At 70.6% G+C, this 17,221-nt stretch carries 18 protein-coding genes; 5 read left to right on the top strand and 13 right to left on the bottom strand.

Annotated elements, in window-relative coordinates:
* Together ABZ441_RS19400 and ABZ441_RS19395 are read left to right on the top strand one after the other, a co-directional pair.
* A partial coding sequence (locus ABZ441_RS19400) for a hypothetical protein (RefSeq protein ID WP_358975353.1) occupies positions 1-318 on the top strand: 318 nt, incomplete at its 5' end.
* Between the two features lie 176 nt (positions 319-494).
* Positions 495-833 (top strand): MerR family transcriptional regulator, encoded by a 339-nt coding sequence (locus ABZ441_RS19395; protein ID WP_358975350.1) that lies wholly within the window; start codon positions 495-497, stop codon positions 831-833.
* A 135-nt stretch (positions 834-968) separates the two neighbouring features.
* On the opposite strand, the gene ABZ441_RS19390 is transcribed toward ABZ441_RS19395, so the two are convergent.
* The 5 genes from ABZ441_RS19390 to ABZ441_RS19370 all read right to left on the bottom strand — a co-directional run bounded on the left by ABZ441_RS19390 (position 969) and on the right by ABZ441_RS19370 (position 6,455).
* Positions 969-2,636: a bifunctional uroporphyrinogen-III C-methyltransferase/uroporphyrinogen-III synthase gene (locus tag ABZ441_RS19390; protein WP_358975346.1), complete on the bottom strand. Its 1,668-nt coding sequence runs from the start codon at positions 2,634-2,636 to the stop codon at positions 969-971.
* A complete protein-coding gene (gene hemC, locus ABZ441_RS19385) occupies positions 2,633-3,619 on the bottom strand; it encodes a hydroxymethylbilane synthase (protein WP_358975343.1) in 987 nt (328 codons plus the stop codon). Before hemC ends, ABZ441_RS19390 begins: the two co-directional genes overlap by 4 nt.
* A complete protein-coding gene (locus ABZ441_RS19380; RefSeq protein ID WP_358975341.1) occupies positions 3,616-5,109 on the bottom strand; it encodes a glutamyl-tRNA reductase in 1,494 nt (497 codons plus the stop codon). The genes hemC and ABZ441_RS19380 overlap by 4 nt, the downstream gene beginning before the upstream one ends.
* Positions 5,106-5,894 carry a redox-sensing transcriptional repressor Rex gene (locus tag ABZ441_RS19375; RefSeq protein WP_358975338.1) on the bottom strand — a complete coding sequence of 263 codons (789 nt, stop codon included), beginning with the start codon at positions 5,892-5,894 and terminating at the stop codon, positions 5,106-5,108. The genes ABZ441_RS19380 and ABZ441_RS19375 overlap by 4 nt, the downstream gene beginning before the upstream one ends.
* A gap of 285 nt (positions 5,895-6,179) precedes the next feature.
* Positions 6,180-6,455 carry a glutaredoxin family protein gene (locus ABZ441_RS19370; protein ID WP_358975336.1) on the bottom strand — a complete coding sequence of 92 codons (276 nt, stop codon included), beginning with the start codon at positions 6,453-6,455 and terminating at the stop codon, positions 6,180-6,182.
* 144 nt (positions 6,456-6,599) lie between these two features.
* Between ABZ441_RS19370 and ABZ441_RS19365 the strand changes: the two genes are divergently transcribed.
* The 3 genes from ABZ441_RS19365 (at position 6,600) to ABZ441_RS19355 (ending at position 10,134) form a co-directional block, all read left to right on the top strand.
* Positions 6,600-7,541, top strand: coding sequence for an HAD-IB family hydrolase (locus ABZ441_RS19365; RefSeq protein WP_358975334.1), 942 nt, complete (start codon positions 6,600-6,602; stop codon positions 7,539-7,541).
* Positions 7,542-7,952: 411 nt separating this feature from the next.
* Positions 7,953-8,729: an ECF subfamily RNA polymerase sigma factor, BldN family gene (locus ABZ441_RS19360; protein ID WP_205022588.1), complete on the top strand. Its 777-nt coding sequence runs from the start codon at positions 7,953-7,955 to the stop codon at positions 8,727-8,729.
* Between the two features lie 208 nt (positions 8,730-8,937).
* The gene (locus ABZ441_RS19355) at positions 8,938-10,134 is read left to right on the top strand and encodes a DUF5667 domain-containing protein (RefSeq protein ID WP_358975330.1); all 1,197 of its coding nucleotides are present in this window, start codon (positions 8,938-8,940) and stop codon (positions 10,132-10,134) included.
* A gap of 112 nt (positions 10,135-10,246) precedes the next feature.
* On the opposite strand, the gene ABZ441_RS19350 is transcribed toward ABZ441_RS19355, so the two are convergent.
* From ABZ441_RS19350 to ABZ441_RS19315, 8 genes are all read right to left on the bottom strand, one after another.
* On the bottom strand, positions 10,247-11,296 hold the full coding sequence (locus ABZ441_RS19350) for a lysophospholipid acyltransferase family protein (protein ID WP_358975327.1): 1,050 nt from the start codon (positions 11,294-11,296) through the stop codon (positions 10,247-10,249).
* Positions 11,297-11,313: 17 nt separating this feature from the next.
* Positions 11,314-12,393, bottom strand: coding sequence for an NAD-dependent epimerase/dehydratase family protein (locus ABZ441_RS19345; protein ID WP_358975324.1), 1,080 nt, complete (start codon positions 12,391-12,393; stop codon positions 11,314-11,316).
* Between the two features lie 240 nt (positions 12,394-12,633).
* On the bottom strand, positions 12,634-12,732 hold the full coding sequence (locus ABZ441_RS19340; RefSeq protein ID WP_003948845.1) for an AURKAIP1/COX24 domain-containing protein: 99 nt from the start codon (positions 12,730-12,732) through the stop codon (positions 12,634-12,636).
* Positions 12,733-12,841: 109 nt separating this feature from the next.
* Complete coding sequence (locus ABZ441_RS19335) at positions 12,842-13,054, bottom strand: helix-turn-helix domain-containing protein (RefSeq protein WP_358975322.1); 213 nt, start codon at positions 13,052-13,054, stop codon at positions 12,842-12,844.
* 128 nt (positions 13,055-13,182) lie between these two features.
* The gene (locus tag ABZ441_RS19330) at positions 13,183-13,998 is read right to left on the bottom strand and encodes a phosphatase (protein ID WP_358975319.1); all 816 of its coding nucleotides are present in this window, start codon (positions 13,996-13,998) and stop codon (positions 13,183-13,185) included.
* A 74-nt stretch (positions 13,999-14,072) separates the two neighbouring features.
* On the bottom strand, positions 14,073-15,245 hold the full coding sequence (locus ABZ441_RS19325) for an acetoin utilization protein AcuC (protein WP_358975317.1): 1,173 nt from the start codon (positions 15,243-15,245) through the stop codon (positions 14,073-14,075).
* A complete protein-coding gene (locus ABZ441_RS19320) occupies positions 15,214-16,416 on the bottom strand; it encodes an MFS transporter (protein ID WP_358975314.1) in 1,203 nt (400 codons plus the stop codon). The genes ABZ441_RS19325 and ABZ441_RS19320 overlap by 32 nt, the downstream gene beginning before the upstream one ends.
* Positions 16,417-16,458: 42 nt before the next feature.
* A complete protein-coding gene (locus tag ABZ441_RS19315) occupies positions 16,459-17,106 on the bottom strand; it encodes an HAD family hydrolase (RefSeq protein WP_205022595.1) in 648 nt (215 codons plus the stop codon).
* Between the last annotated feature and the right edge of the window lie 115 nt (positions 17,107-17,221).

The raw sequence follows: 17,221 nt of genomic DNA, 5'->3' as shown, positions 1-17,221 counted from the left end.
CACGAGCAGTACCGCAGTTCACGCAGTAGCAGTGTGCAAGTGCAGTTCGTCGTACCCAGCAGTGAAGTGAACGAGCAGCACCTCGGTGAAGGCGTCGGCTGCGGACGCGCGCACCGGGAGGTTCGGCAGTGGGGTTCCAAGCCAGAGCAGACGCAGGACGGGCAACGGGGCTGGCTGCCGAAGAGGGGCGCCGACACGGGCCTCGGCAACACCAGCAGTACGAAAGTGTTTGATCCCAGAGGGAAGAACGGAGGAGCAGACGCCATCAGGATCGCCCGGGCGGAAAGCCTGAGCCCGGGTACCGCAGGACATCGATAGTGAGGTGGTCTCCGGTCAAGCAACCGCGATCCCCGCAACCCCGACAGCACTCAGGTCGGGTCCGCGGAAACAGAAGGCCGGCGCAGTATCAGGGCCGGCAGATGGTGTAGCAGTTCCTTCGGGGCCCTGGTGCCAATGGCACCAGGGCCCCTCCACGCGTTCCACAGAGAGGTGAGATGACAGCAGACGACTCGTTCGGCCGTCTCGACGACGACGACTACCCCGCCTACACCATGGGCCGGGCCGCGGAGATGCTCGGAACCACCCAGGGCTTCCTCCGCGCCATCGGCGAAGCCCGCCTCATCACCCCGCTCCGCTCCCCCGGCGGCCACCGCCGCTACTCCCGCTACCAGCTGCGCATCGCCGCACGCGCCCGGGAACTCGTCGACCAGGGCACCCCCGTCGAGTCCGCCTGCCGCATCATCATCCTCGAAGACCAACTCGAAGAAGCCCAGCGCATCAACGCCGAGTTCCGCCGCACCGCGGAATCGAGGGACTCAGCCACCGCACGCTGAGACGGGCGGACCGACCTCCGCGAGAGTTTGAGCCGGCCCCACCGGCGACCTCACGGACGAGGTCTGGGCCCCCACGCGGAGGGCCCGGCCGCTTCACGAAGAAGCGACCGGGCCCCGCACATCCGTCGACGACCCTCAGGTCGTCGTCCTGCGACGCCGCGCACCCGGGCGCCGCTCGCTCGGCCGGGTCACCGGGTCACCGGCCTCCTTGGCCGCGTCCCGACGCTGCGCACCGAAGTCCGCCAGCGCCTGGGCCAGCTTGTGCACCGACGGCTCCGGGGACAGGACGTCGACCCGCAGGCCGTGCTCCTCGGCGGTCTTCGCCGTGGCCGGGCCGATGCACGCGATCACCGTCACGTTGTGCGGCTTGCCCGCGATACCGACCAGGTTGCGGACGGTCGAGGACGAGGTGAAGAGCACCGCGTCGAAACCGCCGCCCTTGATGGCCTCCCGGGTCTCGGCCGGCGGCGGCGAGGCCCGGACCGTGCGGTACGCGGTGACGTCGTCGACCTCCCAGCCCAGCTCGATGAGCCCGGCCACCAGGGTCTCGGTGGCGATGTCCGCACGCGGCAGGAACACCCGGTCGATCGGGTCGAAGACCGGGTCGTACGGCGGCCAGTCCTCCAGCAGACCGGCGGCCGACTGCTCACCCGACGGCACCAGATCCGGCTTCACACCGAAGTCGATCAGCGCTGCACCGGTCTGCTCACCGACAGCCGCGACCTTGATCCCGGCGAAGGCGCGGGCGTCGAGCCCGTACTCCTCGAACTTCTCCCGCACCGCCTTCACCGCGTTCACCGAGGTGAAGGCGATCCACTCGTAGCGGCCCGTGACCAGGCCCTTGACCGCACGCTCCATCTGCTGGGGCGTGCGCGGCGGCTCGACGGCGATCGTCGGGACCTCGTGCGGCACCGCACCGTAGGAACGCAGCTGGTCGGAGAGCGACGCCGCCTGCTCCTTCGTACGCGGCACGAGCACCTTCCAGCCGAACAGCGGCTTGGACTCGAACCACGCGAGCTGGTCGCGCTGGGCGGCGGAGCTGCGCTCCCCGACCACGGCTATGACGGGCTGGTGCCCGTCCGGCGACGGGAGGACCTTGGCCTGCTTGAGGACCTGGGCGATCGTCCCGAGGGTCGCCGTCCAGGTGCGCTGGCGGGTCGTCGTCCCGGCGATCGTGACCGTGAGCGGGGTGTCGGGCTTGCGCCCGGCCGAGACCAGTTCACCGGCGGCCGCGGCCACCGAGTCCAGCGAAGCGGACACGACGGCCGTCGCGTCGCTCGCGCCGACCTCGGACCAGCAGCGGTCCGAAGCGGTGCGCGCGTCCACGAAGCGCACGTCGGCGCCCTGGGCGTCGCGCAGCGGCACACCGGCGTACGCGGGTACACCGACCGCGTTCGCGATGCCGGGCACGACCTCGAAAGGCACACCCGCGGCAGCGCAGGCGAGCATCTCGGCGCCCGTGTTGCCGTCCAGGCCGGGGTCGCCCGTGACGGCACGCACCACCCGCCTGCCGCCCTTCGCTGCCTCCATGACAAGATTGGCGGCATCCCTGAGGACGGGTACTCCTGCGGGCGTTGACGCCACGTCAACAACCGCCATCTCGGGCGTGCTTACCCCTGCCCGTGCATGGCAGCGAACGACGTCGAGAACGTCCGGTTCGGCTACAAGGACGTCCGCGCTCGCAAGCGCCTCGACAGCGCGCAGAGTCAGCAGTCCGGGGTCGCCGGGACCGGCGCCGAGGAAGGTGACATGCCCTGAGGACAGGACAGGGAAGTCGGATACGACAGGGCCGGTGGGGCTCAAAGTGCTCGCTCCCCCATAAGACCGGCCGCACCCTTGGCGAGCATCTCGGCCGCGAGCTCGCGACCGAGGGCCGCCGCGTCGTCGTGCGACGTGGGGACGGGACCGGTGATGGACAGCTGCACCAGGGAAGTGCCGTCGGTCGAACCGACGACACCGCGCAGGCGCAGTTCGTTGACAACCTGCCCGTCGGCCAGGAGGTCGGCCAGCGCACCCACAGGTGCGGAGCAGCCGGCCTCCAGGGCGTTGAGCAGGGCACGCTCGGCGGTCACGGCGACCCGGGTGTACGGGTCGTCGAGCTCGGCGAGCGCTGCGGCGAGGTCCGCGCTGCTTTCAGCGCATTCGATCGCCAGTGCTCCCTGGCCGGGAGCGGGCAGGACGGTGTCGGCCGGCAGGAAGTCGGTGACCTCGTCCGTGCGTCCGAGGCGGCTGAGCCCGGCGGCGGCGAGTACCACCGCGTCCAGCTCCCCGCTTCGTACAAAACCAATACGCGTGTCGACGTTGCCGCGGATCGCGACGGTCTCTATCTCGAGGCCGTGCGAGCGGGCGTACGCGTTCAGCTGCGCCATGCGGCGCGGCGAACCGGTGCCGATGCGGGCACCGGGCGGCAGCTGCCCGAAGGTCAGCCCGTCCCGCGCCACCAGTGCGTCGCGCGGATCCTCGCGCTCCGGCACGGCGGCCAGGACGAGGCCCTCCGGCTGTGTCGTCGGCAGGTCCTTGAGCGAGTGGACCGCGAAGTCCACCTCGCCGCTCAGCACCGCCTCGCGCAGGGCCGCGACGAACACGCCGGTCCCGCCGATCTGCGCCAGATGCTCCCGGGAGACGTCCCCGTACGTGATGATCTCGACGAGCTCCACGGCACGCCCGGTCACCTCGCGGACGGCGTCGGCGACCATGCCGGACTGCGCCATGGCGAGCTTGCTGCGCCGGGTGCCGAGCCGGAGCGGTGTGTTGGTCTCCCCACCCAGGGGTGAGTTGTCGGTCATGACCGCCCTCTATTCGGGTCGTTCAGGTCTGCCCGTGAGACGGCGGCCACCGTCTGCGGGTCGAGGTCGAAGAGTTCCCGCAGCGCATCGGCGTACCCGGCGCCGCCGGGCTCGCTGGCGAGCTGCTTGACCCGCACGGTGGGCGCGTGCAGGAGCTTGTCGACGACGCGGCGCACGGTCTGCGTGATCTCGGCGCGCTGCTTCTCGTCCAGGTCGGGGAGGCGTCCGTCGAGCCGCGCGATCTCGCCGGCCACCACATCGGCGGCCATGGTGCGCAGGGCGACGACGGTCGGGGTGATGTGTGCGGCGCGCTGCGCGGCTCCGAAGGCGGCGACCTCGTCGGCGACGATGGTGCGCACCTGGTCCACATCGGCGGCCATCGGGGCGTCCGCGGACGCCTCGGCGAGCGACTCGATGTCGACGAGGCGCACACCGGCGACGCGGTGGGCCGCACCGTCGATGTCGCGCGGCATCGCGAGGTCGAGCAGGTGGATCCGGGCAGGCCCGACGGCGGCCGGACGCACGGACTCCCGGCGCGCGGCCCGGTCCTGTGCCGCAGCCGTGGCGGACCCGTTCTCCACCCACGCGGCGTGCTGGTCCAGATCGTCGGGCGCCGCGGCGACAGGGGCCCCGGGCGCCGGGGCCGCGGTGTCGAATGCGACGCCGAGCGCATCCGCGACGGCCTCCGCCGTCAGGACGAGCCCGGTCGCGCCCGTACAGGACACGACGACATCGGCACGTGTCAGTTCGTCCGCGACCGCGGACATCACCACGGCGCGCACCGTCGGGACACCGGCCTGACCGAGGATCTCGACGAGCCGCTCGGCACGGGCCCGGGTCCGGTTGGCGACGACGATCTCCTCGACGCCCGCCCGGGCCAGGGTGGCGGCGGCGAGCGAGGACATCGAGCCCGCGCCGATCACCAGGGCGCGCTTGCCGGCGGCCCACTCCGTCACCTCGGCACCGTCGGCCAGCTGCTCGAGACCGAAGGTGACGAGCGACTGCCCGGCCCGGTCGATCCCGGTCTCGCTGTGGGCGCGCTTGCCGACCCGCAGGGCCTGCTGGAAGAGGTCGTTCAGCAGCCGGCCCGCCGTGTGGAGCTCCTGGCCCAGCGCGAGCGCGTCCTTGATCTGGCCGAGGATCTGGCCCTCGCCGACGACCATCGAGTCCAGCCCGCACGCCACCGAGAAGAGGTGGTGGACGGCGCGGTCCTCGTAGTGCACATAAAGATAAGGAGTCAGCTCGTCCAGCCCGACCCCGCTGTGCTGCGCGAGGAGGGTGGACAGCTCGGCGACACCCGCGTGGAACTTGTCCACGTCCGCGTACAGCTCGATGCGGTTGCAGGTGGCCAGGACCGTGGCCTCGGTCGCGGGTTCCGCGGCGAGGGTGTCGGCGAGCAGCTTCGTCCGGGCATCGACCGCCAGGGACGCCCGCTCCAGCACGGAGACGGGGGCGCTGCGGTGGCTCAGACCTACGACCAGGAGACTCATGCCGGCATCACGGCAGGCATGTCCCCGTCAGGTCCCTTCCGGCCGGTGGGAGTGGCGCGCATCGGCGGCGCGTCGGAGTCGGCGTCGTCGTCCACACCCGCCCTGCCGTCGGCAGCGGCCTCCTCACCGGCCTTGCGCTGCTCGTGGAAGGCGAGGATCTGCAGCTCGATCGAGAGGTCGACCTTGCGCACGTCGACACCCTCGGGCACGGAGAGCACCGTCGGCGCGAAGTTCAGGATGGAGGTCACACCGGCGGCGACGAGACGGTCGCAGACCTGCTGGGCCGCGCCGGGCGGGGTGGTGATGACACCGATGGACACACCGTTGTCACTGATGATCCGGTCCAGGTCATCGGTGTGCTGGACGGCGATCCCGGCCACGGGCGTACCCGCCATGGCGGGGTCGGCGTCGATCAGCGCGGCCACCCGGAAACCACGGGAGGCGAAACCGCCGTAGTTGGCGAGCGCGGCGCCGAGGTTACCGATACCGACGATCGCGACCGGCCAGTCCTGGGTCAGCCCGAGCTCGCGGGAGATCTGATAGACGAGGTACTCGACGTCGTAGCCGACACCGCGGGTGCCGTAGGAGCCCAGATAGCTGAAGTCCTTGCGCAGCTTCGCGGAGTTGACGCCCGCCGCCGCGGCGAGTTCCTCGGACGAGACCGTGGGAACCGAGCGCTCGGAGAGCGCCGTCAGTGCGCGGAGATACAGCGGGAGTCGGGCGACGGTGGCCTCGGGAATTCCTCGGCTACGGGTCGCCGGTCGGTGAGTTCGGCCAGTTGCCACGGTGCTCCTGCGGGATGAGCGGGGCTGCAGGCGGCCGTATGTCCTATGACCGCCCCGTCCACTGCAGGCTATGTCTTTGTGAACGCGTGCACAAAGATAGTGTCCGTTTTGTCTGGTCAAAGTGACCGGGGTCACGCGTATTCCCTGCGCGATCCCGGAACCGGGGACGTCACCGGCCCGTTGCAGGCCCGAAGGGGGCAAGACGGTACACACTCCTCATGTCCACGCCCCCGAGACCACTCAAAACGCCCATGATGTTAACCGGGTTTCTCCGAGGAAGCTCCCTCACGTACGCAGCGCCGTGCGCAGCCTCGCCGCGTCCACCCGCCAGAAGGTGTGCTGCTCGTCATCGATCAGGACCACCGGGATCTGCTCCCAGTACTCCCCGTGCAGCGCCTCGTCCCGCGTGATGTCCTTCTCCACCCAGGACGCCCCGGTCTCCTCGCACACCGCGCTCACGACCATCCGCGCGTCGTCACAGAGATGGCACCCCGGCTTCCCCACGAGGGTCACCACCCGGTCCGCGGGCTTCTTCTTCGTACGACGCAGCAGAGCACTCATACCCCCATTCTGCTCCCCTCCCCGGACACCGCCGGGCACAGCCGGGGCGCGGAATCACCCGTTCAACCCCCCGGTCCCGGAGAGTTCACGCCGCCGCATCCCGCCGGGTCGGGAAGAGCCGAACGGAATGGCTATGCTCACGACATGGCCGCTCTTGGATGGCTCACCCCCCGCAGGCGCCCCGCCACGGCACGCAGCGTGCTCGCAGGCGAGGCCGCAGCCGAGGCCGCGCAGAAGGCGGCGCTCCCGACCGGCACCGAAGAGCTGCCGGCCACGTCCGAGGAAGCGCCGGAACCCGCGTTCCCGGTGGCCGGGGACACCCGGGCCGCCGCCTTCTTCGACCTCGACAACACCGTGATGCAGGGCGCCGCGATCTTCCACTTCGGCCGGGGCCTGTACAAGCGGAAGTTCTTCCAGCGCCGCGAACTGACGAGGTTCGCCTGGCAGCAGGCCTGGTTCAGGCTGGCCGGCGTCGAAGACCCGGAACACATGCAGGACGCCCGCGACAGCGCCCTGTCCATCGTCAAGGGCCACCGCGTCTCCGAGCTGATGTCCATCGGCGAGGAGATCTACGACGAGTACATGGCCGATCGCATCTGGCCCGGTACCCGCGCCCTCGCCCAGGCCCACCTCGACGCGGGGCAGAGGGTCTGGCTGGTCACCGCCGCCCCGGTGGAGACGGCCACGATCATCGCCCGCCGCCTGGGCCTCACCGGCGCACTGGGCACGGTCGCCGAGTCGGTCGACGGCGTCTACACCGGCCGGCTGGTCGGCGAGCCCCTGCACGGCCCGGCGAAGGCCGAGGCGGTTCGCGCCCTGGCGGCAGCCGAGGGCCTGGACCTGGAGCGCTGCGCCGCCTACAGCGACTCGCACAACGACATCCCGATGCTGTCCCTGGTCGGCCACCCGTACGCGATCAACCCGGACTCCAAGCTGCGCAAGCACGCCCGCTCCCTGGACTGGCGGCTGCGCGACTACCGCACCGGCCGCAAGGCGGCCAAGGTCGGCATCCCGGCCGCGGCCGGCGTCGGCGCCCTGGCCGGGGGCACCGCCGCCGCCGTGGCGCTCCACCGCCGCCGCCGCTGACACCCGCTCCCACGATTCCCGCACACCTTGCGTGAGGCGCCCCCGTGCGCCTCCGCTCCGTCCGCGCGCACGGAGCGGAGCGGCACGCCCGGGACGTACGCCCATTCGGGAGCGGAACAGCGGGCACGGGCACCCATCGCCCCGGCCAGTCGTGTTGCATCCGCACGACCACAACCCGTCGCCACCGCAGGCACTTCTCGAAGCAATTCGATCAACAACTGGTCACCATGTGCCACTTGAACCGTCACTTAGAGGTTACGGAAGCGACGTAATCGATGATTTGAGCAACTGGGTGTAGCGCCGCCTGTACGAAGCGTTATTCTCCTCAGACGCACAAAGAGCCCGCCACCCGCTACCACGAGTGACGGTTTTCGAACTGCACGTGATGGAAGCTCTGCCTCTGGGAGTCCCGTGTACCCACACGTCGGGGTTGGCACCTCGGGCCTGGCTACGCTGCGCGCAACGGTCCTAGACCACTTGCGCGGCTTCGTCCCCACCGCGTACGCCGTCCCCCAATTCGCCACCCCTGTACCTGCCGGTCCTTGTTACGCCTTGGCCGAACGCAGCGCGGCCGTCGGAAGACGCACCACCCGCGGCGCCGCGACCACGCCTGCCGTCCGCCGGCCCACGGCCGACAGCGACAGCGCGCGCATGATGGATCTCGTCGAGCGCGCGCAGGCCGGTGAGGCCGATGCCTTCGGCCGCCTGTACGACCAGTACAGCGACACCGTGTACCGGTACATCTACTACCGCGTGGGAGGCAAGGCGACAGCGGAGGACCTCACCAGCGAGACGTTCCTGCGCGCACTCCGCCGCATCTCCACCTTCACCTGGCAGGGCCGCGACTTCGGCGCCTGGCTGGTCACGATCGCTCGGAACCTGGTCGCCGACCACTTCAAATCCAGTCGATTCCGACTGGAAGTGACCACCGGCGAAATGCTCGACGCCAACGAGGTCGCGCGGAGCCCGGAGGACTCCGTCCTGGAATCCCTCTCCAACGCCGCACTGCTGCAAGCCGTACGCCGGCTCAACCCGCAGCAGCAGGAGTGCGTGACCCTGAGATTCCTGCAGGGCCTCTCGGTCGCCGAGACCGCCCGCGTCATGGGAAAGAACGAGGGCGCGATCAAAACCTTGCAGTACCGAGCCGTACGGACACTGGCCCGGCTCCTGCCGGACGACGCCCGCTGACGTCACGCTTTGTGACGTGTCCGTGACACACCGATCGGATCATTCGCAGTCCGTAACCCAACTGCCGCGCCACTCGTTGTGCCGGATGCAGGCCCCCTGTCGCCGTACCTGACGTTTCCACTCGCTCGATCGTGTGGAAACACCTCGGGTAGGCAACCGTCCGGACCCTCAGGGGAGTCGACCGTCATGACGAGAGGAGGTGCCGCCAGTGATCGCAAACGTATCGGCACACCGGCGGGCGAACGCCTTCGCCCAGGCCCTGGAGGAGCAGTCCCCCAAGGGTGCGGCGGCCGTACAGCCCGAGGACCCGGCCCAACCGGCCGACCACGGAACGCTGTTGGCCCTGGCGAACGGCCTCGGCGAGCTACCGGAGCCGGAATTCGATCCCGAGGTCAAAGTGGTGCAGCGAGCCCAGCTCGTCGCGGCCATGGAGACCATGTTCGCCGAAGGCGGTGCGTCCACGGGCCCTACGGTGCCCGAACAGCGGAACAAGGGAGCCCACCGGGCCTCCCCGATCCGGAGGCTGCGTCCACGCTCCCGCTGGGCGAAGGGCCTCACCGCGGGCGGGCTCACGGTCGGTGTGGCGGCGGGAGCATTCGGCGGAGTGGCCGCTGCCAGTTCCGACGCCCTGCCCGGTGATTCCCTCTACCCGCTCAAGCGCGGCATGGAGGACATCAGCCTCGGCATGGCCGACGGCGACGCCGACCGGGGCGAGGCCTACCTCGACCAGGCATCGACGCGCCTCAGCGAAGCACGCCGGCTGATGGAGCGGGGCCGCTCCGGCGACATGGACCACGAGTCGATCGGGGAGGTCAGACGCGCTCTCGACGGCATGACGCACGACGCCACCGAGGGCCACCGCCTGCTCCACGCCGCCTACCGGCGCGACGGCTCCCTCGGCCCGATCCAGGCGCTGGACTCCTTCTCCAGCTCGCACCGCGCGAGCTGGAGCAGCCTTCGTGACCGGCTGCCCGTCCAGCTGACCGACATCAGCGACAGGGTCAGCTCCGTCTTCGAGGCCATGGACCAGGAGGTCGCCCCCCTGAAGTCCCTGCTGCCCCGCACACCGGGCAGCGGAGAGGACGCGCCCCCCGCCGGCTCCACGCAGAAGGACCGCGACTCCGCGGCCCCGGACCGCAGGGCTCCCTCGTCCTCCGCGGCACCGGACGACAGCGCCTCCAGCAGCACCTCACCCGAGCCCTCCGGCTCCGACAGCAGCCCGGCCGACGGTCTGCTCGACGGCGGCACGGACGGCCTGCTGGACGACCTCCCGACGGACGGCACCACCCCGTCGTCCCCGGGCGACACGTCCGGCTCCAGCCCCGCCCCGGACGTCACCCTGCCGCCGCTGCTCCCGGGCCTGCTGCCCGGCCTGGGCATCGAGGGCGAGGACGTCGAACCGTAGGCGAACACGCACACCAGGAGGGGGCCGTCCGGACCGGACGGCCCCCTCCCGTGTGTAGGGCGAAGACACGCGGGCCGTGCCCGCAGCCGCGCCGGCGTGCCGTCGGAAGGACTCAGAAGAAGACCGACCGGCGCTGCACCAGCAGCTTGTACAGCGTGTGCTGGATCTGCTCCCGCACCTGATCCGTCAGGTTGAACATCAGCATCGGGTCCTCCGCCGCCTCCGGCGGATACCCGTCCGTGGGGATCGGCTCCCCGAACTGGATCGTCCACTTCGTCGGCAACGGCAGCGCGCCCAGCGGCCCCAGCCACGGGAAGGTCGGTGTGATCGGGAAGTACGGGACCCCGAGGACCCGCGCCAGCGTCTTCGAGTTGCCGATCATCGGGTAGATCTCCTCCGCGCCCACGATCGAGCACGGCACGATGGGCACCCCGGCCCGCAGCGCCGTCGACACGAACCCGCCCCGCCCGAAACGCTGCAGCTTGTACCGCTCGCTGAACGGCTTCCCGATGCCCTTGAAGCCCTCGGGCATCACCCCGACGACCTCACCGGCCTGCAGCAGCCGCTCCGCGTCCTCCGCGCAGGCGAGGGTGTGCCCGGCCTTCCTCGCCAGCTCGTTGACCACCGGGAGCATGAAGACGAGATCGGCCGCGAGCAGCCTCAGATGCCGCTCGGCCGGGTGGTTGTCGTGCACCGCGACCTGGAGCATCAGCCCGTCCAGCGGCAGCGTCCCGGAGTGGTTGGCGACGATGAGCGCCCCGCCGTCGGACGGGATGTTCTCGACGCCCTTCACCTCGACCCGGAAGTACTTGTCCGCGAGCGGCCTCAGCACCGACATGAGGACCTGGTCGGTCAGCTCCTCGTCGTAGCCGAACTCGTCGACGTCGTAGTCACCCGTGAGCCGGCGCCGCAGAAAGGCGAGTCCGCCCGCGATCCGCCGGTCCCAGCCGCTTCCCGGCCCCTCTCCGACCTCCTGGGAGGCGGCGCCTGCCGCCTCGGCGACCCCCTCCGGCACCTGACCGCCCGGCAGGGCGCTCACGGGCGCGGGGCCGGCCGACGAGGGCCCCTGGGCCCTGCCGCCGCCCGGCAGCGCACCTCTGCGCCGGCCCGCGCCGGAGCGCGAACGGTCGTCGTCGAAGGGAATGACCTTGGCGTCCGCCATCGTCGGTTCGCGCTCCTCTACCTGGCGCCGTGCGTCGAATGTGTCGTGTCCGTGCCGGCCGGGCGTCCCCCGGCCATCGGCAGCTCGGCCAGCCTCGCGACCGCCCTGCCCACCCGCTCGGGAGGCAGCAGTCCCGGCCCCCGGCTCCGCGCGAACTCCGCGAACGTCTCCGCCGTGGTGAACTTCGGCCGGAAACCCAGTGTCTCGCGCATCTGCACGGTCGAGACCACCCTGCCGTGGGTCAGCAGCCGGATCTGCTCCGGCGAGAAGTCCGTCATGCCGACGGTGCGGAGCGCCGAACCCACCCAGGTGACGGCGGGCAGCAGCAGCGGCACGGTCGGCCGCCCCAGCCTGCGCGAGCACTGCGAGAGCAGCAGCACACCGTCTCCGGCGATGTTGAACGTGCCGCTGTTGAGCGTGCCGCGCCGGGGTTCGCGGGCGGCCATCTCCAGTACGTCGACGACGTCGTCCTCGTGGACGAACTGCAGCCGGGGGTCGTACCCGAGGACCGTGGGCAGGACCGGCAGCACGAGGTAGTCGGCGAGCGGTGAGTCCGGCTCGGGGCCCAGGATGTTCGCGAACCTCAGCACACACACGGCCACGTCCGGCCTGCGGCGTGCGAACCCCCGGACATAACCCTCGACCTCCACCGCGTCCTTCGCGAAGCCGCCGCTCGGCAGGGACTTCGGCGGCGTCGTCTCGGTGAAGACCGCGGGATCGCGCGGGGCGGAGCCGTACACGTTGGTGCTGGACTTGACCACGAGCCGCTGCACCGACGGGGACTTCTGGCAGGCACCGAGCAGTTGCATCGTGCCGATGACGTTGGTCTCCTTGGCCGTCGTCCGGCCGCCCGCGCCGAGCGCCTTCGCGGACACGTCGAGATGGACGACCGTGTCGACGGAATGCTCGGCGAGGACCCTGGCGATCGCCGACTGCCGGATGTCCGCCAGGACGAACTCCGCATCGCCCAGCTGGTGCCCGGGCGGGACCGCGTCCACCGCGATCACCCGGTCCACACCGGGGTCGCGCTGGATACGCCGCACGAAGCGGCCTCCGAGCTGCCGGGCCGCGCCTGTGACGAGCACGATCTTCCCCAAGATCAGCGCCTTCCGTCGATCGTCCGTCGAGCGGGGTCTTCCCCTGGCCGTCACCGTAGTCGGTGGATGTTGCCCTGTGATGACCCCAGGCGGGCTTTACCGAACCGATGGCGGGAATTCCACCGGATCCGCCCCACGGCTCCACAGCAGGGGAAGCGGGGCCGGAACACCGCCCCGGAACGCACCGAGGCCCTCCCGCCAGGACGACGGGAGGGCCTCGGACTCACGAACCGCGTTCGCTTACTTCTTGTTGCGACGCTGAACGCGCGTGCGCTTGAGCAGCTTGCGGTGCTTCTTCTTGGCCATCCGCTTACGCCGCTTCTTGATAACAGAGCCCACGACTACCCTCGCTCACTTCTTCTTCACTGGTGCGGGGCGTCTGGGCCCACACGACCTACGTCGGCCTAGCCTACCCGCCACCGGGTGAGGGGCGTAATCCGAGGGCACCTCAGGCCGATGCCACCCCCACGAAGGACTCGCGAAGATACTCGTGAACCGCTTGCTCCGGGACCCGGAAGGACCTTCCCACCCTGATCGCCGGCAGATGACCGCTGTGCACCAAGCGGTACACGGTCATCTTCGACACCCTCATGACCGAGGCGACTTCCGCCACGGTCAGAAACCTGACCTCGTTGAGAGGCCTCTCACTGTCAGCAGCCATGACCCACCTGTACCTTCCGCACGAGACGCGCACCGGCTTCCCCTCCGGTGACTCTTCGTCGTTGTGCGCTCACTCCCCAGATTAGGGGCGGGTGATGCGAGTGGGGAAGAGGTGAGGCGATCGGCCGCCTACCGTGACAGACACGCCCGATTGAGCACATACCGCGCAAGGGGTCCGTAGTAGTCCGGCCTCACACCGTCATCAAGCGGAACGGCCACGGACACCCGCCCCTCCGCCTCGCCCACGAACAGCGCGGGGTCGTCCGTGTCCGCCAGCCCGATGGCCTCGATGCCCAGCTGACCTGCACCGCAGACCCATCCGTGGTCCCCGATGACCAGCTCGGGCAGCACCTCACGGGCCTTCACGGCCTCCTCCAGCACCGCCCGAACCGGCAGCGGCGAATGGGTGTGCGCGCCGGTCGCACTCCCCGGCACCCGCACGCCCGGTTCGCGCACCAGCGCGACGCCCCGTACGTAGTCGAGGTGGTACGTATGTACCCCGAACCGGGTCGCCATGTCGACACTTCGACCCTGCGCGGGAGTGAGTACCGCACACCCCGCCGCCGACAAAGCGTCCGCCAGACCGGCGTAGAACCCGAGCAGCCGGTGCGGATGCCCGGTGCCGAACAGCACCGGAGCCCGTCTTCCAGCAGCACCCGCGAGGCGCTGCGCGAACGCGTCCAGAGCGGCCAGAGTCCGCTCCGGATCGATCTCGTCCGGACCCGACACATGATCAGGATCCGCCGAGACCCCGCACTTGTCGGCCATCAGCCGCAGCAGGTCGGTCTCTCCCCACGCACGGTCCGGATCGAGTCCGAGCAGCACACGCGGATCCCTCGCCGCGAAAAGCCGATAGCTTCGCAGGTTCGTCTCCCGCGGCGTGGCCACGGGCCCGGCGAGCCGGGCCGCCAGCAGATGGGCGCGCAACGCTCCGGTGCTCAACACCCTCCCGATGCTCCCGCACGGGGGGCTCCGCCGGGCCGGAACCCGTATACCGCACCACCGTTGGCGTAACGGCATCAGGCCAGCAGGCCCCGCAGCGGGAACGCCGAACGCCGGGTCGCCAGCACCGCCTGGTCCAGCCGGTCCGCCGGGTCGTACCCGTCCTCCCACGGCTTCCACGACGGCGTACGCCCGTCCGTCATACGGCCAGGCCCCAACTGCCGCGTACGGGCGTAGACCTCGTCCCGCCACGACGACGGGATCACCGACTCCGGATCAACCGGCGCGTGGGCGGCGATCCCCACAAGGTGCGTCCAGGACCGCGGCACCACATCCACCACCGCGTAACCGCCGCCGCCCAGCGCCACCCAGCGACCGTCCTGCGCACAGGAGTGGGCCAGGTCGTGACAGGCCGTCATCACGGCCCGCTGGGCGTCCAGCGACACCGCGAGGTGCGCCAGCGGATCCTCGAAGTGCGTGTCGGCCCCGTGCTGCGTCACCAGCACCTGCGGCCGGAAGTCATCCAGCAGCTCGGGCACCACCGCGTGGAACGCCCGCAGCCACCCGGCGTCACCCGTACCGGCCGGCAGCGCCACGTTCACCGCGCCGCCCTCACCCGCCCCGGCACCGGTCTCCTCCGGCCACCCGGTCTGCGGGAACAGCGTGCGCGGGTGCTCGTGCAGCGACACGGTCAGCACCCGGGGGTCCTCCCAGAACGCCGCCTGCACCCCGTCCCCGTGGTGGACGTCCACATCGACGTACGCCACCCGTTCCGCGCCCAGCTCCAGCAGCCGGGCGATGGCGAGCGCCGGATCGTTGTACACACAGAAGCCCGAGGCGGCACCCGGCATCGCGTGGTGCAGGCCGCCCGTGAAATTCACGGCGTGGCGGCTCTCCCCGCGCCACACCGCCTCCGCGGCCCCCACCGAGAGCCCGGCGATGAGCGCCGACGCCTCGTGCATCCCCGCGAAGGCGGGATCGTCGACGGTCCCGAGCCCGTAGGCCTGGTCGGCGGTGCCCGGAGCCGCTGACGCCGCCCGCACGGCCGCCACGTAGTCCTCACGGTGCACGAGCCGCAGCGTGGAGTCCCCCGCGGACTTCGCCGACCGGACGTCCACCGCCCCGTCGAGGCCGAACGCCCGGACCAGCCCCATCGTCAGGGCGAGTCTGACCGGATCCATGGGGTGACTGGACCCGAAGTCGTATCCCGTTACTGCCTCATCCCACATCAGCTGCGCGCGCCCGCTCATGCCCGCCACCGTATCGGGCGGGTTCCGTGCCGAACGACCGGGCGTACACCAGCGTCGCGAGAACCAGCACCATGGGCACGAGCATCGCTCCCCGGTAGCTCCACGCGTCCCCGAGCGCCCCCACGAGCGGCGACCCGACGAGGAAACCCACGTAGTTGAAGACGTTCAGCCGGGCCACGGCCACGTCACTCGCCCCCGGGAACATCCGCCCCGCCGCCGCGAAGGTCTGCGGCACGATCACACAGAGCCCCAGCCCCAGCAGTGTGAAGCCGAGCATCCCCCACCAGGCGCCGGGCGCCACCGCCACCACCGCGAACCCCACGGCGGCCAGCACACTGCCACCCCTGACCACGGCCACCGCCCCGAACCGCCGGACCCCGAGGTCGCCCACGGCCCGCCCCAGCAGCGTCGTCACCATGTAGACGTTGTACGGGACCGTCGCCATTTGCTCCGAGCCGCCCAACACGTCCTGGAGGTACTTCGCGCTCCAGTTGGAGACCGTCGAGTCCCCGATGTACGCGAACGACATCACCAGACAGAGCGGCAGCAGCAGCCTGAACGGCACGGAGGCCCCCGGGCCGGAGCCCTCCGTCACCACGTCCCCGCCGGCCCTCCCCTCCGCGTACCAACGGCTCCCGACGAGAACCGCGGGCAGCAGGACGACCACGGCCGGCAGGTAGGACACCAGCAGCGACAGGTCCCAGTGCGCCCCCGCCCACGCCATCGACGCCCCGGCGATGCCGCCCAGGCTGTACGCGGCGTGGAAGCCGAGCATGATGCTGCGCCCGTACGCGCGCTGGAGACTGACGCCCATCATGTTCATCGAGGCGTCCAGGGCGCCGACCGCCAGCCCGAAGAGGCCGAGCGCGAGAACCGCCTGCCACACCTCGCTCCCGGCGCCCACACCGAGCAGAGCCAGCAGCACGACGGGTTGTGCCCACCTGAGCACGATGCCGGGCCGCACCCGCGCGACCACCTTCTCGGTGGCCACGCTGCCGGCCCCCGCCAGGACGGGCACCGCCGCCAGGAAGACGGGCAGCAGCCCGTCGGATATCCCGTACCGGTCCTGAATGGCGGGGATGCGCGTCACCAGCAGGGCGAAGGTCACCCCCTGCACCAGGAAGCCGAACGCCAGGGAGGCTCTGCCGTACCGCAACCGCGCATCCGTCATGGCCGCGAGCGTAGAGCCCCGGTCTACCGCTGGGTAGATCGGTCAGGCGAGCAGTTTCGGAAGCTGCGACATGTCGGAGAAGTGTCCGGTGACTCCGACGAGCCGGTCCGCCGGCATCATCGAGGTGAAGCCGTACACCTCCATGCCGGCCGCCCGGGCCGCCTCGACCCCGAGCGGGCTGTCCTCGATGACGACGCACCGGTCCGGGGCGACACCCATCCGCTCCGCGGCGTGGAGGAACAGGTCCGGGGCCGGCTTCCCTCTTCCGACGTCCTCGGAGCTGAAGATCCACTCCTCCTCGAACCACTGGTCGAGCCCGGTCCTGCGGTGCCCGGCCGCGATCTTCTGGTGGCTTCCGGACGAGGCGACGCAGTACGCCACTCCGTCGGCGACGAGTTCGCCCAGCAGGTCCTCGACCCCGTCGACCGCGGCCAGCTGCTCCTCCTGGAACGCGGCGAGTGTTCGGCGGTGCAGCTCCTCGTCGAAGTCCGCGGGGAGCTTCTGACTCGTCCGCTCGTCCACCAGATCGTGCACCCGGTGGATGGCGGCCCCCATGTAGTCCCGGAGGGACTCCTCGTACGAGGTGGGGTGGCCGAGCTCCGTGAGGTAGCCGGCCAGGACCGTGTTGGAGATCGGCTCACTGTCGACGAGCACGCCGTCGTTGTCGAAGATGACCAGTTCGTAGCGCATGGTTCGACCCTAGACGCTCCGAACGCAGAAAAGCCCCGTGCCACAAGGGCACGGGGCTTTCCCGGAATAATTGTTCGGCGGCGTCCTACTCTCCCACAGGGTCCCCCCTGCAGTA

Origin of the sequence: Streptomyces sp. NPDC005752 (assembly GCF_040630715.1) — a bacterium.
GTDB lineage: Bacteria > Actinomycetota > Actinomycetes > Streptomycetales > Streptomycetaceae > Streptomyces.
Note: the sequence above shows the minus strand (reverse complement) of the source record. Positions and strands in the feature narration are given on the sequence as shown.